The organism is Sphingomonas sp. Leaf208, from assembly GCF_001421415.1.
Classification (GTDB): domain Bacteria; phylum Pseudomonadota; class Alphaproteobacteria; order Sphingomonadales; family Sphingomonadaceae; genus Sphingomonas.
Genome location: NZ_LMKH01000019.1, coordinates 1 through 16,030 on the forward strand (window position 1 = coordinate 1; position 16,030 = coordinate 16,030).

Consider the following 16,030-nt stretch of genomic DNA (forward strand, 5'->3'; position numbering starts at 1 on the left):
CCTCGCCATCGTTGTAACGCCTGGTCGTACCGTCAGTCATATGCCTCACTCTTATCTAAGAGCGGGGCCCTGTCAGGTCATTTAGGGGGCCACCTCAGCTCTTCGATTGCCCCTCAAGGGCCGGTGCCTAGACAGGAATGAACACTGTACCGTCCATCAATATGCGAGCGGATCTGCTGAACGAGGTACGTCTGATCCGCCAGCCCCCTTCGTTTTCGGACTCGGCGCCAACCGGAACAGTTCCGGAGGCGTGGCCTATGCGCACCATGCTGCGAACGCCGGTGATCCTGCTCACAATGGTATTTGGAACCGCCGCCGCAGCTGCGATTGCCACCGTCCCTGTCCCCGTCATGGCGTGGTGAAGCTTGCCCATGGAGAATGTACGCGCCACCAAGTCGATCGAGGCCTCGTCCACGTGCGTTCCGCTGGCCGTGACATAATTCCGAGCGCGATTGACGTACGCGAGCTTGGGGCTCTGCCGATACCGCGCGGTAACCTCCTCAGGTGTCGCGGCAAAGCCCAGGCGAACCGCGGCATGGGCCCGCATTTGCTCGGCTTTAGCAAGCAGTTCTGGATTGGCGTTCACCTCCGCCGCGGTCTCCACGCCAGTCAGGCCCAGAGCGTCTGCGTGGACCAAGATCGTCGGGCTTCCGGCATCTATCAGCGTTGCTTCGAAGGGTACCCCGCCCGACCACTCGATGACACTGGTCGGAGACCCAGTTGGAAAGAGATCGGGGCCATCTGGTCCGCTTTCGAAGTCCAGTCGAATTTCGGCCGCAGGGAGTGCAACGCCGTCTAGAATGAAGTCGCCATACTCCTGTACCTGACCTCCGCAGAACGGAACGTGTGCCACGATCAGCCTTGCCGTATTGACCTGCCAGATCCGGATGGGAGCGATGCCGTCGCGGGGCACCTCCAACATGCCGCGATGAAACGCGAACGGAGCCACCGCCGCTGCGAGGTTACCGCAATTGCCGCTCCAGTCCACGAACGCGGCATCGATGGGTAGCGCAGCCGAGTAATAGTCCAGGTCGTACCCGGGGCGGGCACTCCTGCTGACGAGCGCAGCCTTGCTGGTACTCGAGCTTCCGCCGCCCATACCATCGATCTGCTGACCATAAGGATCGGGACTGCCGATAGCGCGAAGCAACAGCCTGTCTCGAGCCAGAGGGTCGGCGGGCAGATCCGCGGGATCGAAGAACAGCCCCTTGCTGGGTGCGCCGCGACTATGACCATGACACGATCATCGGTGCCTATGCGCAACTCTATCAAACCTTGCTCGTCCAATAGCAGGAACGACTTTTATGCTCGTTCAGAAAGGTTCGAGTCCCCACAGTATCGCTCGAGTCTACACGTCGGGGCAATCTAAACGCTTAGTCCCGGTATATGGTGGATCCATCGGCAATGAACCTATGCGGCTTTGACGTCAATTTTTAGCGTTAGTCGCCTACCGGCTGGCCACGGTCAACCTACCGCGCGTCTCAGAACATATCCGATGCCTGAAACTGTGCAGTCTGCGGCGACGACATCCCCGAAGGTCAGCGTCGTGCGTTTGCTGCACCATGAATCTGCGTGACGAGCCAGACCAGCCGCAGCCATCAATCGGCAGCGCCGCAAGGACTATCTCCTGCGGGGGCCACCTCCGCGTCAACGCTAGTTTCGGTCGACCAGACCCACATGAATGCAAAGTCAGTTGCCGTTCCCGCGCGCTCCGTCGCGCGCCAGTGCATTCGTCTTTTTCCAAGCATCGGTTCGAAGCGCGTCAAACCGCTCGTTGTCTTCTGCCGGGGCAACTCCACCGGATTGCAGAATCACATCGTTCACCGATCCCATTCCACCGTAGAGGCACAAAAGCCGGTCGACGCCGTGATAGTCGGATTGCGCGATACTCGATCTACACCGCTCGATCTGCTCGGCCCATCCGTTGTCACCGTGCAGCTTCAGCAATATCGTCATGGCTTCAAGTGTTTCAGCAAGCCGAGCGACATCAGGATGCAATGCCATTTCACTACCGTAGCGGATCAATTGGAATGATAGCAAGGGGGCGAACGCACCCTGCCCTACTGCTTCCGGGGTTCCTAGCCAGCGGAGTTTTAGGAGGGCCGCACGGCCCCACATAGCGACGTTCAGACTAAATAGATCAAGCCCGGCAAGGCACTGTTCTGATAACTGGAGCAAGCGCCAGAACGCGGCGGCACGCCGCCGGTTACCGCAAGCCGCGAACACGTCTACATTTGCGGGGAAGTGAGGCCGCTAACGTTGCCGTTCAGCGGCCGGCGCCGCCGGCTCGTCGCTCAAAGCCGGACGGACTATCGCCAGCCGTGCTTTTTTGCTCGGCTACTCCGGCGGCACGAACCGAACGTCTAGGTCGGGCATGCCTACACGATCGCCCAAGCTGACAGGCCTACATGACATTTCTGTCATTTTGGGTTTACGCCCCCCCGCCCTTCCGTCTAGGGGACGCGCTTCTAAAGGGTGGCAAGGTGATGATGCGGAAGGCTATTTTTCTTTCCGTGGGCGCGTGCCTGCCGCTGTTGGCGGCATGCAACCGCCACCAGTCGACGCTCGCGCCGTTCGGCGAGGAGGCGGACAAGGTCCTCTCGATCACCATCGTTCTGGTCATCGGCGCGATCATTCTCGCGGGCGGGCTCGCGTTGCTAATGCGCCACGCGATGCGCGCGCCGGAAGGTCGGCTGACGCACAAGGGCGGGATGAAGCTGGTGCTGTGGCTCGGCGGCATCGGTCCTTCTATCCTGCTGCTGGGCCTGCTGCTCTACGCCCTGCCCGCGATGCGTCCGCGCGAGGTGGCCAACAGCGACCTCCGTATCGGCGTCGAGGGTGAGCAATTCTGGTGGCGCGTCCGCTATGCGCCGCCGGGCGGATCGGTGGTCGAGACCGCGAACCAACTCCGGCTGCCCGTCGGCCGCACCGTCGAACTGTCGCTCCGCAGCCCCGACGTGATCCACAGCTTCTGGGTGCCGGGACTCGCCGGCAAGATGGACATGATCCCCGGCCGCACCAACCGCCTAGTCGTCCGCGCGACCAAGGCGGGGACGTACCGCGGCGTCTGCGCGGAGTTCTGCGGGCTCGGCCACGCGCTGATGGCGTTCGACGTGATCGCGATGGAGCCGGCCGCATTCGAGCGCTGGCTCGCCGAGCAGCGCAAGCCCGCTATCGTCACCGCGTCGCCCGGCGCACGCCTGTTCGCAAGTTACGGCTGTAGCGGGTGTCACAGCGTCCGCGGCGTCGGCCCGGTCGCCAAGATCGGCCCCGACCTGACTCACTTCGGCTCGCGCCCGACGCTCGCCGCGGGGGTGCTGCCGATGACGCACGCCAACATCGCCGGGTTCGTCCGAGATCCGGGCAAGACCAAGCCCGGCGTGCGGATGCCCGCCTTCCCGCAGATGTCGGCCGCCGAAGCCGACCAGATCGCAAGCTACCTTCAGGGGCTCAAATGACCACCGAGAGCACCCAATATATCGCGCCCGACCAGAACGATCCTGCGGTCCGCAAGGGCCAAGAGGATCGCCTGCGTGAAGTCTGGAAGCCGCCCACCGGCTGGTTCTTCCGCTGGACCGACGTCAACAACAACCGGATCGGCGTGTGGTACACGCTGACCGCGTTCGGCTTCATGCTGTTCGCGGGCGTGCTTGCGCTGATCATGCGCACGCAGCTCGCGGTACCGAACAACGATCTCGTCACGGCGAACACGTTCAACCAGCTGTTCACGCTGCACGGCTCGATGATGATGTTCCTGTTCGCGGTGCCTATGTTCGAGGCGGTGTCGATCATCCTGCTGCCGCAGCTGCTCGGCGCGCGCGACCTGCCGTTTCCGCGGCTGTCGGGGTTCGGATATTGGAGTTTCCTGATCGGCGGCGTGTTCGTATCGGGCTCGATCTTCTTCGATGCGGCGCCCGACGGTGGCTGGTTCATGTACCCGCCGCTGACGACCCGGACAGACCTCAGCGGGCTCGGCGCGGATATATGGATGCTGGGGCTGAGCTTCATCGAGGTGTCATCGGTGGCCGCCGCGGTCGAGCTGATCGTCGGCGTGCTGAAATGCCGTCCGCCGGGCATGCGGCTCAACCTGATGCCGCTCTACGCCTGGTACATCCTGGTCGTCGCGGTGATGATCCTGTTCGCGTTCCCGCCGCTGATCGCCGGCGACGTGCTGTTCGAGATGGAGCGGCTGCTCAACTGGCCGTTCTTCAACGCGGAGAAGGGCGGCGACCCGCTGTTGTGGCAGCACCTGTTCTGGATCTTCGGGCATCCGGAAGTCTACATCGTCTTCCTCCCCTCGATCGCGCTGTTCGCGATGCTGATCCCGACGTTCGCGCAGCGGCATCTGCTCGGCTACCCGTGGATCGTGTTGGCCGCGGTGGGGACGGCGTTCCTGAGCTTCGGGCTGTGGGTCCACCACATGTTCACCACCGGGCTGCCGAAGATCAGCCTCGCCTTCTTCGCGGCGGCGTCGGAAGCGGTAGCGATACCGACCGGCGTGCAGATCTTCGTCTTCATCGCGACGCTGTGGGCGGGCAACGTCAAGAAATCGACGCCGTTGCTCTACGCATCGGGCAGCCTCGCCGTATTCGTGATCGGCGGCCTGACTGGCGTGATGGTCGCGGTCGCCCCGTTCGACTGGCAGGCGCACGACACCTATTTCATCGTCGCGCATCTGCACTACGTGCTGATTGGCGGCACACTGCTGCCGCTGTTCGCCGGGCTGTATTATTACTGGCCGTTGGTGACGGGGAAGAAGCTGTCTGACAAGCTCGGCCGGATCGCGTTCTGGATCATGTTCGTGGGCATGAACCTGACCTTCTTCCCGATGCACCTGTCGGGCCTGCTAGGCATGCCGCGCCGCGTGTTTACGTACCCGGAGGAGCTCGGGATCGGCGGGCTCAACCTCGCCTCGACCGCGGGCTCGTATATGTTCGCGCTCGGCGTGCTGATCGTCTGCATCGACCTCGCGCTGTCGCCGCGCCGTCCGAAGGACCCGCGCAACCCGTGGAACGCCGGCACGCTCGAATGGCTCGCACTGCCCGACGACGAGGACTGGGGTATCCGATCGGTGCCGCTGATCGAGAGCCGCTATCCGATCTGGGACCAGAAAAACTTCGTCCAGAAAGTCGATGAAGGCCGCTTCTTCTTGCCCGACGCGGAGGAGATGCGGCGCGAGTCGATCATCACGACCGTGCTCGACGCGCGGCCGTTGCAGGTGATCCGCCTGGGTACGCCGAGCGTGAAGCCGATGATGACCGCGGTCGCGCTCGCGGGCGTATTCATCCTGACGACCTACCACCTCTATATCTGGTCGGCGGTCAGCGGCGTCGCGACGCTCGCCTGCGTGCTGTGGTGGCTGTGGACCGGGACCGCCGAGATCCCCGAAAAGCCGACCAAGCATATCGGCCACGGCATCGAGGTGCCGCTCTATACCTCGGGGCCATCGGCGCCGGGCTGGTGGGCGATGTTCATCACGATGATGGCCGACGCGACCGCGTTCTCGGGGCTCGTGTTCGGCTATTTTTTCTTCTGGACGATCCACAACGACTTCCCGCCGAGCGGGGTCGGATTGAACGGGCCAGGCGTGTTCTGGCCTATGGTGGCTCTGGCGCTCACCCTCACCGGCTGGGCCGCGACCGTCGGCGCGCGCGAAGTGCATCGCCGTGGCAACGTCGGTGCGGGTCGTGCACTTCTGGTGGTCGGGATCGTCACGACGCTTTCGAGCCTGTTCGCCGGGCTCGCCGGACCGTGGTATTCGGGGCTCGATCCCGAACTCCACGTCTATCCCGCGATCGTCTGGACGCTGGCGATCTGGACTGCGGTCCACGCAGCGATCGGGGTCATCATGCAGGCCTACACGCTCGCGCGCAGCCTCGCGGGGAAGATGACGCCGGTCTATGACGCGGACCTGCGCAACATCACCGTGTACCACCATTTCCTCGCGCTGACCGGCATCGTGACGTTCTGCACGATCGGCCTGTTCCCGGGTGTCGCATGACAGAGCCCAAGTCCGGTCGGCAACGCGAGTCCAACCGCAAGCATTGGGCGCGCGACCTCAAGGTCACGCTGTGGACGCTGATCGTCCCGCCGACGATCTGGGCCGTGCATTTCCTGTTCTGCTATCTGTGGGTCGCGGTGACCTGCGCGAAATCGCCGACCCCGGGAACGGCGTTGACCGGCTTCCCGCTGGCGACGCTGATCGCGACGATCGTCGCGCTGCTGGGGATCGTCGCGGCAGGCTATATCGCGCGCGTCCAGTCGGAAACGCCCGGCGATCCCGCCCCGCACGAACAGGGTACGGCGATCGATCGCCTCCGCTTCCTCGCACTGTCGACGCGGTTGCTGGCGGGCCTGAGCTTCGTCGCCGTGATCTTCACGGCGCTGCCCGTCATCATGTTCGGCGATTGCCGATGAGACGCGCGAGCCTCGGACTGGGCGCCGTGCTAGTCCCGCTCGGCTGGGCCTTCGCCGCAGCGCCGCTCGGGATGGTCGGCCACATGGCAGGGCATATGATCGCGGTTGCGGTTGCGGCGCCGTTCCTCGCCTACGGGATCGCCGGTTCGCGCTGGGATCCGGCCGAGCGTTGGCCCGCGATTGTAACGCCACTGGCGATGTCTCTCGTCGAACTCGTCGTCGTATGGCTCTGGCACCTCCCCGCGCTGAGGCTCCGCGTCGACATGCAGCCCCTCGCGCTGCTTATCGAGCAGGCCAGCTTCCTCATCGCCGGCGTCCTCCTCTGGAGCGCCGTCCTCGGCACACGCATCGGCGGTGCCACCGACCGTCGCGCATCGGGTGTGGCAGCCTTGCTGCTGACCTCGATGCACATGACGCTGCTGGGCGCGCTGATCGGCCTTGCCCCACGACCGCTCTACGCGATGATGGCGATGCACCCGGCAATCCACGGCCTCGACGCCCTCGAAGACCAGCAACTTGGCGGCGTCGTCATGCTGATGGTCGGTGCGGCAAGCTATTTCATCGGCGGGCTCGCGATGCTCGGCGGACTGTTGAAGACACGGAGCGCGACCGCATGACGATCCGGATCACCTGGGCGCGCGCCGCCGCCGCGATTCTCGCACTGGCGCTCGCCGGGCTGTTGTTCGCGTGGTCGGGCGTGTTCAACATCGCCGCGTCGTCGGGCCATTGGAAGATCACCGACTGGTTCCTCCACTGGACGATGCGAAACTCGGTCCGCACGCACGCGGCGTTCACGGTTCCCGACGATCCCAAGGCGAATGAGGGGCTCGTCAGTGCCGCCGGCCTGTTCAAGGCAAGCTGCGCCTCGTGCCACGGCGCGCCCGGCGTGCGTCCGCTGCCCGTCATGCAGGCCGCGACGCCCCCTGCCCCCAACCTCGCGGTCAACGCGCGCGAGTGGACCGACAAGCAGATCTTCTGGATCCTCAAGCACGGCGTCAAATACACCGGCATGCCCGGCTGGGCCGCCAAGGACCGCGACGACGAAGTCCGCCGCATGGTCGCCTTCGTCCGCCTGCTGCCCGAGATGTCGCCCGCGACCTATCGCTCGTTGACCGAGGTGCCGGCTGTCACGGATGCCAAGATCGCCACCTGCGCAGGCTGTCACGGTGCCGACGGACGTGGCCGCGGCCAGCCGGACATGCCCGTGCTCGGCGGGCAGAGCCCGGCGTATCTCCGCGCCGCACTGGAGGCCTATGCGACTGGAAAGCGGCAGAGCGCGGTGATGGCGAACGCCGCCGCGACGCTGACGCCTGAGGAAATGACTCGGTTGGCGGATCACTTCGCCGCGATGCCAAGCATCGGCCGCGCAACGCCATCGGGATCGACCGCGGCCGCCCGGATCGACCGCGAAGGGCTGCCGAAGGTGCAGCTCCCCGCGTGCTCGAGCTGCCATTCTCCCGGCAAGCCCTACCCCGTCCTCGCCGGCCAGCGCGCCAGCTACATCGCCCAACGCCTCCGCAACTGGCGCGGCGACGAGACGGTGGTCGACGCCCGCAAATCGCAATCGACGATGCCGGTCATCGCCCGCCGCATTCCCGAGGACATGATCGACCCGCTGGCACAGTATCTGGCGGGCCGCTGAATTACCGCGGAGGCAGTGCCGTCGGCTCTCGAACGAAAGGCTTATGCTTGGTGCCTAAGCGTGCCCGCGATCATAGTTTAGCGCTTGATCCCTAGCGGCGATCTTGATGCAGACCCACAATCGGACGCTCACGCCCCTCCCCTTGCTTCCCAACTTCGGACGCTGGTTCATCTTTGCGAATGACCGATTTCGGAGGGCGGCTATCCGCTCGCGAATGTCGTGATGGGAGAGGAAAGCGGCCATCCGCTTTTAGTGCTTCAATCGAATTAGCAGCCGTCTAAGCTACACTTACCCTTGTTCTCCCGATTTAGCCGACGTCTCGGCCTCACGTCGCATGAACGTCCAATCAATCAGGGCTTCAATAGACGGCCCGAGTGCCAGGCCGATCTCGCTCAGCGCGTATTCGACCCTGGGCGGAACTTGAGGATAGATCGTCCGGGTGACGATCCCGTCCTTCTCCAGTTCTTTTAGCTGTTGAATAAGCATCTTCTGATTCACGCCTTCGACACGTCGTTCCAGCTCGGAGAAGCGCAAAGGCGCGCGTGCGGCAAACAGTTGGAAGATGATCACCATCTTCCACTTTCCCTCCAGGACGCGGAGGGCCTCGCTGGTCGCCGCCGCCCAGACAAGCTGCTGCTGTGGGTCCTCGCATTGCCAGTCACGCTGCATAGGCCACTTACCTTTTGGTGGGTAACCCACCTTTCGGTAGGTTCTTGTCACTTCTGGTACCTGACCATAATTTCCGGTGCGAGGCAATGATCGCAGAGGAACGACACATGAAGATCGGCATTCTTGGAACAGGGCATATCGGCAAGACACTCGTCACCAGGTTCAGCGAGGCGGGCCATGAGGTAAAGGTGGCCAACTCTCGCGGGCCCGAGACGATCGATCCCGAGCTCCTGTCAACCGGCGCCCGCGCCGTGACGACGGAGGACGCGCTGACCGACGTTGAGGTCGTCATCCTCTCGATACCTCTCAACCGCATCGCCGGAATTGCACCGTTGGTGGCACGCCTGCCTGACGAGACGGTCGTGATCGACACCTCCAACTATTACCCGTTCCGGGACTCCAAGATCCAGGCGATCGAAGACGGACAGGTCGAAAGCCTGTGGGTGGCCGAGCAACTTGGCCGTTCGATCGCGAAGGCATGGAATGCGATCGGCTCCGCGTCGCTCGCGAAGAAGGGCAAGCCGGCAGGTACACCGGGCCGGATCGCCATTCCCGTTGCAGCGGACCGTGAGCGCGATCGGCGGATCACGATGGAACTGGTGAGCGATACCGGCCTGGATGCTTTCGATGCCGGCTCGCTCGCGGCCTCGTGGCGTCAGCAAGCCGGCGCGCCGGTCTATTGTACCGACCTGACCCTCGCCGAGATTCCTGCGGCTCTCGACGCTGCGGAGAAGGACAGGCTCCCCAAGCGCCGGGACCTGGCGGTCGCGGTGATGCAGGAGCGATTGGGTGACGGAACCACGAACCCCGACGAGGACTGGGGCGTTCGCCTCGTCCGCGCCATCAATATGTAGACGCCGCCCGAACCCCTCGATTCCAAAATATAGCCATCTATCTACCAGAGGATCACACCATGACCCGCGTTGTACGCTTTCACGAATACGGCCCCGCAGACGTACTGCGCATCGATGATATCGAGGTTCCTGCACCTGCCGCCGATGAAGTGCAGATCGCAGTTAGAGCGATCGGCTTGAACCGCGCAGAGGTGATGTTCCGCAACGGCGCTTACCTGCAAGAGGCGGAGTTCCCGTCGCGGCTCGGGTACGAGGCCGCAGGCTTGGTCAAGACCATCGGCAGCGACGTGTCAGGCTTTGCGGAGGGCGACGCCGTTAGCGTCATCCCGACGCTCGATATGTCGCGCTGGTCGACCTATGGCGAGATCATCAACATCCCGGCGCGCTACGTCGTCAAGCATCCCACCGCCCTCTCGTTCGAGAAGGCAGCCGCCTCCTGGATGCAGTATGTCACCGCCTGGGGTGCGCTTATCGATCAGGCGAAGGTCACCGCAGAGGACTTCGTCATCGTGTCAGCCGCATCGAGCAGCGTCGGCATCGCGGCGATCCAGGTCGCTCGCAGCGTCGGGGCGACAGTGATTGCGACCACTCGTACGAACGCCAAGGCGCAGGCGCTGACTGATGCCGGTGCTCATCATGTGATCGCCACCGCCGACGGCGACTTAGCAGCGCGTGTGAGGGAGATCACCGGCGGCAAGGGTGCCCGCGTGGTGTTCGATCCGATCGGCGGTCCTGCCATCGCCCAATTTGCCGAGGTCATGGCCGTAGGCGGCATTCTGCTCGAGTACGGTGCCCTCAGCCCGGACGAGGGATCGTTCCCGCAGTTCGCCGTGCTGGGCAAGAGCCTGACGATCAAGGGCTACCTCTACACCGAGATTGTCGGCGATGACGACGCGCTTGCGCGAGCTAAGGCCTTCATCACCGAGGGTTTGGAAAGTGGTAAGCTCGATCCTTTGGTGTCGCGGACCTTCCCGTTTGATCAGATTCAGGAAGCGACGCGTTTCCTCGAGTCCAACGAGCAGATCGGCAAGATCGTCGTGACTGTCTGATCCGCTATCGGGAGGGCCCTCTTAGGGTTCTCCCGATATGAAGTGCGCGTGGCAGTCTAGCGACTACGATTGCACCGCAGCGTCCGAGCTGAACGAACGGCAGCTTCCGGCTTTAGGTATTCGCTCAGCGAACGACAGTTTTAGGGCGAATGCACCCCGCCTTCTGGCTTCCGGCCATACCCATTGCCAGACACTCAAGAGCGCTCAACGGCTTCCGAACAAGCGGACGCTCGTTCCGCGCTCGATCGGGTGACCGGCCTGCTGGGCGGCTGGTCGAAGTACGTCGTGACGGACGTCACGGAGGCCGCATCGGGTAACGGCGAACGGATGGCGTTCGTATACGACCGCCGCGGGGTTGCGTTCGGTGGCCTCGCCGGGGAGATTGTCCTACCGCCCGAGAAGGTCGACACGGAGGTGCTCCAGTTCGCCCGCACGCCGTTTGTATGCGGCTTCAAGGCCGGTTTGGCGCCGATCGACCTCTGCACGGTCCACATCTACTACGGCGAGGGTGTCCCGCTCGATAGCCTCAAGCTGGAGGAGATCCGTTAGCCGGCCAAGTTCCTGGCCAAGCGCGCCTAAGACCGGCGCTCCCGACAACCTTATCCTGCTCGGCGACTTCAACTCTTCGCCGCAGGCGATGCAACGCTGAAGGCCATCACCGATCAAGGTTTTCGATCCCCAAGGTGCTGACCGACCGCAAGGACAACCACATCGCTAGCGGAGAAGAAGACGGTCGGGCGTCAATCGTAGCGAGTGGCGATGCGGCGCCAGTCCGTCAGACGGTCGAACATAATCTCGATACCGCTCCGGCTTCGGCAGCGACGCTAGTCGTATTTGACAGGCATGACCCGGAGATTTTGGCCCGGAATTGAGGGTGTTAAGTCCTCCGCCTGAAGGGCGTCCCCTACTGATCTGTATCATAGCTGCGGCTGCCCGGCATCCACTGCGCCTTGGGTAGATCGTCGAGTAGCACGGCAGCGCCGGTATGATTACTACCCTGACCAGCTGTCATGACGAAGCTGAGCGGTCTTCCTTCTGCATCGGTTGCGGCATGCAGCTTCGTATTCATACTGCCTTTGATGCGACCGATGAGGGGGCTGAGGTCCCCTTTTTTAACTTGTAGGCTCGACGCCGCACGGGGTGCTTTAGGTAAGCCGCATTGATCATCAAATCGTGGTTTGCCGTGGCTCACGGGAAAATATGGATCGAGGCGCGCTATATGCCCGTGGTCAGCCAGTACAGGTAGCTCACATGCGGTCTCGTTACGGAGCCTGAGTCAGATCGCGTCTCTCAGATCTACGAAACCCGAATCTAATCAAGCGATCCTTGAATCATTATTTAGATCCATGCCGATGCTCTGCGTTTGTTTACAAGAAACTTCCACCTTTTCGGCTAAATAAATAACGTTTTCAGCTTGATACGTAGATTCCGATCGCCGTCTATTTTCAGATCTGAATATCACCCATTCGCCGCATACCGATTCCACATTTTCGAAGCATGCGGCCTGACAATTATGCCCGCGTCAATTTATTTTGCGAATTCTATTACAAAGTAACGCACTGACAATAAGCGATAGTTTTAATGCAACCTTTAATAAACGGCGTCTATTGGAAGTAAATTACTACCAGTATTAACCAATTGATCTGCAATTTAGGCGAGGGGTCGGAAACAAGGAGTTCCCGATGCGACCCGATGCCAAGGCACTATTAGCGAGACTGGGACAGCGCGATTTCCAGTATCGCCAGTTCGCCGACCCAATTGCCGACGTCGAGCCATGGCCGTTATTTGCGGCATTGCTGGAGGATGAGCGCGTCGTCGGTCGCGCGGAACGTGCGACGGAGGAAAGGGCACCCGCCAAGAACTTCTTGAGCGATTACGATGACTTGTCGGTACGCGGCGAGCCCGGTCAGCGCCAGGGCGGCAGCTTGCGCGCGTTCCTGTCCGGGCTTTCCGACGACCATATGGAGCGCCGTTGATGCCATTGATCCTGTGCCATTCACCGGTCGGCGGCGTCGGAACCACGTTCCTGACCGCGCGTCTCGCGCTTGGCCTCGCCGCACGGGGGCACGACGTCTCCGCGATTGATTTCACGCACGCCGACGCATTGAAGCTGTTCTTCGGGATGCTGCCCGCGCAGGAAATTCCGGCGATGACCGATGCCACGACCGAAGGCATCGTCGTCGACGGGGTCGAATTGTTGTCGGGCCATGCCGCAGTCCGGAGCGGCGCGTTCGGACGGTTGATCGCGCGGTCGGGCGCGTCGCCGTTCGATAGCGAGCGGATCGTTCTGGCCGACGTGGCCTCTGCGGACCTCGCGCTGAAGACCAGCCTGTTGCCGCACGCCGCGCTGCACCTGTGCACGCTCGTGCCACAGCCGACGTCGCTCGCAGCCTTGGCGAAGGTCCAGCCGGGGACGCCGACGATCGACCTCGAACAGACCGTGTTCGTGCTCAACCAGGTCGACGACACGCGCAAATTGTCGCGCCATTCGCAGATCTTCCTGCGCGCGCTGTTCGGCGACAATCTGATCGCAACGGTGCGCCGCGACGAAGCGGTGAACGAGGCATTGGCGTCGTTCCAGCCGATCGCGCGCTACGCCAAGCAGAGCGTGGTGCTTCCCGATCTCGTCGCGATGACCATCGCGATCGAGGCGCGATGTGGGCTCGTCGCAGCCTCGGAGCTAGTTGAATGACCGGCGGTTCGATCCGCAAGGCATTTCGCGCCGATACGCTCGGTATCGTCGTCGCGGCGCTGTTGACGTTGGTCGTCGTCACCGTCCCGCTCGACCTGAAGTCGCAGTGGATCTTCGCGGGCGTATCGATCCTGGGCGCGATCGTGCTCGGCCGGTCGAAGTCGCGTCGCGGGACGCTGGTGCTGGCCTTGCTGTCGCTGGTCGTATCGACGCGCTATCTGTTCTGGCGGACCACCGCGACGCTCGAATTCGAAAGCGCGCTGGGCACGGTGCTCGGCATGGGACTGTACCTCGCCGAGCTGTACGCGTGGGTCATCCTCGCGCTCGGCGTGCTGCAGACCGCGTGGCCGCTCGATCGCCAGTCGGTCGAGCCGGAGGGCGAGCCGCACGAATGGCCGACCGTCGACGTCTATATCCCGACCTATAACGAAAGCCTGGAGATCGTCCGGACGACCGTGCTCGCGGCGCTCGACATGGATTATCCGCGCGATCGCTATCACGTCTACCTTCTCGACGACGGTCGCCGCCCTGAATTCCGGGCGTTCGCGCGGTCTGTCGGCTGCGGCTACATCACGCGCGCCGACAACAACCATGCGAAGGCGGGCAACCTCAACGCGGCGATGTCGAACACCGAGGGCTCGCTGATCGCGATCTTCGACTGCGATCACGTGCCGACGCGCGCCTTCCTGCAGATGACGGTCGGCTGGTTCCAGCGCGACAAGAAACTCGCACTCGTCCAGACGCCGCATCACTTCTATTCGCCCGATCCGGTCCAGCGAAATTTGGGCTCGGTCCGCGACCTACCGGGCGAGGGCGACCTGTTCTACGGCGCGGTCCAGCGCGGCAACGATCTGTGGGACGCCGCTTTCTTCTGCGGGTCGTGCGCGATCATCCGTCGCGAGGCTCTTGCCGACACCAACGGGTTCGCGTTCGAGACCGTCACGGAGGATGCGCATACCGCGCTGCGCCTGCAACGCATGGGCTGGTCGACCGCGTATCTCGGCATCCGCCTGTCGGCCGGTCTCGCGACCGAGCGACTGGTGCTGCACATCGGCCAGCGCATCCGCTGGGCACGCGGGATGACGCAGATCCTGCGTATCGACAATCCGCTGTTCGGGCGTGGTCTCAGCCTGCAGCAGCGGTTTTGCTACTTGAACGCGATGCTGCATTTCCAGTTTCCGCTGCCGCGCATCGCCTTCCTGACCAGCCCGCTGGCGTATCTGATCCTCGGCGAGAACATCATCCATGCCTCCGCCGGTATGATCTTCGCCTACGCCGCCGCGCATCTCTATTGCGCGCAGGTCTCGGGCGGGCGGTTGCAGGGCGGCGATCGCCGGCCGTTCTGGGGCGAAGTGTACGAAACGATCCTCGCGTTCCACCTGGTCCGGCCGACCGTCGTCACGCTGTTCCGGCCGCACGGCGGCAAGTTCAACGTCACCGACAAGGGCTCGCTGCTCGACAAGACGCATTTCGACACCGCGACCGCGCGCCCGCATCTGATCTGCATCGGGCTGGTATTGTTCGGCATCGCCTTCGGATGCGTCAAATACTTCTTCTTCGCGCATCTGTTCAACATCCAAGGCGATACGCTGGTGCTGAACACGGTGTGGGCGGTTTTCAGCCTCGTCATCCTGCTGGCCGCCGTCTCGGTCGCGCGCGAGACGCGGCAGGTCCGCGAATATATCCGCATCCCCGTCCAGTTGCCGGCGACGCTCTATTTCGCCGACGGCCACGTCGTCGATGCGGAGACGATCGACCTGTCGATGGGCGGGCTTGCGATCACCGCGCCACCCGGCGTGACGCTTGCCGACCGCGAGGTCACCCACGTCGCGCTGCCGATGGGTGACGAGATCCTCACGCTCCCCGTCCAGACGCAACGCGTCGACAAGAACATGGCCACCATGCGGTTTCTGGAACTCGACATGCTTCAATTACGTCAACTCGTCCGCGCCGTCATGGGCCGCAACGATGCCTGGGAACCGGAAGCGCCCCGCGCTCCGATCTCGACGCTGCGATCGCTCCGCGACATCCTGGTCGTCGATCTCGTCACGCTGAAACGCCTGCTCGGCTTCAACCGCGCCGAACGTCGCCGCGAGCGCACCCGGCTGAAGGCCGTGACCGCCGCGCTGGCCGCCGCCGCGCTGGTGATGAGCGTCGGCTTACCGCAGCCGGTCGCGGCTCAGGCGCCGGCCGTACCGGTGTCTGCACCCGAAGCACCGGGCGGTATCCGCCAGGAGCGTCTCACACTGCGCGACCTGCGGATCCGTAGCGCGATCCGCCTAGCCGGCACCCGCGGCGAGATCGCGATCCCGTTCGGCCTCCGCAGCAACGAGGTCGTGACCGCCGCGAATCTGACGCTCGCGCTCGCCTGGTCGCCGGCATTGCTGCCCGATCTCAGCCAGTTCGTGGTGATCCTGAACGGCGAAGTCGTCCGCACCGTCCGGCTCACGCCAGACGGTGCCGGCGGCCAGCAGCTCACGATGGCGGTCAATCCCGCGCTTTTCCTGCCGGGCGACAACCAGCTCAACCTGCGCCTGATTGGTCACTACACCCGCGATTGCGAGGATCCGTTCCACAGCTCGCTCTGGGCAAACGTCAGCAATACGCGTTCGGCGCTCGACCTGACGATCCAGCGTCTCCCGCTTGGGCCTGACCTTGCCCGGCTGCCGTCGCCATTCTTCGATCGCGCGGACAATCTGCCGCTCAA

At 63.4% G+C, this 16,030-nt stretch carries 13 protein-coding genes and 2 pseudogenes; 11 read left to right on the forward strand and 4 right to left on the reverse strand.

All coding sequences use genetic code 11. The features are described from left to right. Positions 1-127 precede the first annotated feature (127 nt). A pseudogene (locus tag ASE69_RS09730) lies at positions 128-1,213 on the reverse strand (PrpF domain-containing protein); the annotation flags it as partial. A 476-nt stretch (positions 1,214-1,689) separates the two neighbouring features. After that, positions 1,690-2,004, reverse strand: a complete 315-nt coding sequence (locus ASE69_RS09735; protein WP_156362276.1) for a DUF6966 domain-containing protein — start codon at positions 2,002-2,004, stop codon at positions 1,690-1,692. Positions 2,005-2,489: 485 nt separating this feature from the next. Here ASE69_RS09735 and ASE69_RS09740 point away from each other — a divergent pair, with 485 nt between their 5' ends. From ASE69_RS09740 to ASE69_RS09760, 5 genes are read left to right on the forward strand one after another with little or no spacing between them, the layout of a single operon-like run. Continuing rightward, positions 2,490-3,458: a cytochrome c oxidase subunit II gene (locus ASE69_RS09740; protein ID WP_056485772.1), complete on the forward strand. Its 969-nt coding sequence runs from the start codon at positions 2,490-2,492 to the stop codon at positions 3,456-3,458. Further along, positions 3,455-6,001, forward strand: a complete 2,547-nt coding sequence (gene ctaD, locus ASE69_RS09745) for a cytochrome c oxidase subunit I (RefSeq protein ID WP_056485739.1) — start codon at positions 3,455-3,457, stop codon at positions 5,999-6,001. Before ASE69_RS09740 ends, ctaD begins: the two co-directional genes overlap by 4 nt. Beyond that, positions 5,998-6,417: a hypothetical protein gene (locus ASE69_RS09750; RefSeq protein ID WP_056485742.1), complete on the forward strand. Its 420-nt coding sequence runs from the start codon at positions 5,998-6,000 to the stop codon at positions 6,415-6,417. Before ctaD ends, ASE69_RS09750 begins: the two co-directional genes overlap by 4 nt. Further along, on the forward strand, positions 6,414-7,034 hold the full coding sequence (locus ASE69_RS09755; protein WP_056485745.1) for a cytochrome c oxidase assembly protein: 621 nt from the start codon (positions 6,414-6,416) through the stop codon (positions 7,032-7,034). Before ASE69_RS09750 ends, ASE69_RS09755 begins: the two co-directional genes overlap by 4 nt. Continuing rightward, positions 7,031-8,059, forward strand: coding sequence for a c-type cytochrome (locus ASE69_RS09760; protein ID WP_056485748.1), 1,029 nt, complete (start codon positions 7,031-7,033; stop codon positions 8,057-8,059). The genes ASE69_RS09755 and ASE69_RS09760 overlap by 4 nt, the downstream gene beginning before the upstream one ends. Positions 8,060-8,347: 288 nt before the next feature. Here the strand turns inward: ASE69_RS09760 and ASE69_RS09770 are convergent, their stop codons facing one another. After that, on the reverse strand, positions 8,348-8,728 hold the full coding sequence (locus ASE69_RS09770) for a winged helix-turn-helix transcriptional regulator (RefSeq protein ID WP_056485754.1): 381 nt from the start codon (positions 8,726-8,728) through the stop codon (positions 8,348-8,350). 86 nt (positions 8,729-8,814) lie between these two features. On the opposite strand from ASE69_RS09770, the gene ASE69_RS09775 reads away from it, so the two are divergent. The 3 genes from ASE69_RS09775 to ASE69_RS09785 all read left to right on the forward strand — a co-directional run bounded on the left by ASE69_RS09775 (position 8,815) and on the right by ASE69_RS09785 (position 11,180). Continuing rightward, positions 8,815-9,582: an NADPH-dependent F420 reductase gene (locus ASE69_RS09775; RefSeq protein ID WP_082453048.1), complete on the forward strand. Its 768-nt coding sequence runs from the start codon at positions 8,815-8,817 to the stop codon at positions 9,580-9,582. A 59-nt stretch (positions 9,583-9,641) separates the two neighbouring features. Further along, positions 9,642-10,631: a zinc-dependent alcohol dehydrogenase family protein gene (locus tag ASE69_RS09780; RefSeq protein WP_056485760.1), complete on the forward strand. Its 990-nt coding sequence runs from the start codon at positions 9,642-9,644 to the stop codon at positions 10,629-10,631. 249 nt (positions 10,632-10,880) lie between these two features. Next, positions 10,881-11,180, forward strand: coding sequence for a hypothetical protein (locus ASE69_RS09785; protein ID WP_056485763.1), 300 nt, complete (start codon positions 10,881-10,883; stop codon positions 11,178-11,180). 191 nt (positions 11,181-11,371) lie between these two features. Here ASE69_RS09785 and ASE69_RS09790 read toward each other — a convergent pair. Continuing rightward, a pseudogene (locus tag ASE69_RS09790) lies at positions 11,372-11,882 on the reverse strand (transposase). 431 nt (positions 11,883-12,313) lie between these two features. Here ASE69_RS09790 and ASE69_RS09795 point away from each other — a divergent pair. From ASE69_RS09795 to bcsA, 3 genes are all read left to right on the forward strand, one after another. Then, positions 12,314-12,607, forward strand: a complete 294-nt coding sequence (locus tag ASE69_RS09795) for a hypothetical protein (protein ID WP_056485766.1) — start codon at positions 12,314-12,316, stop codon at positions 12,605-12,607. Further along, entirely contained in the window at positions 12,607-13,323 is a 717-nt protein-coding gene (locus ASE69_RS09800) for a cellulose synthase operon protein YhjQ/BcsQ (protein ID WP_056485769.1), read from the forward strand. The genes ASE69_RS09795 and ASE69_RS09800 overlap by 1 nt, the downstream gene beginning before the upstream one ends. Next, the coding region (gene bcsA, locus ASE69_RS09805) for a UDP-forming cellulose synthase catalytic subunit (RefSeq protein WP_082453049.1) at positions 13,320-16,030 on the forward strand (2,711 nt) is incomplete at its 3' end. The genes ASE69_RS09800 and bcsA, both read left to right, overlap by 4 nt.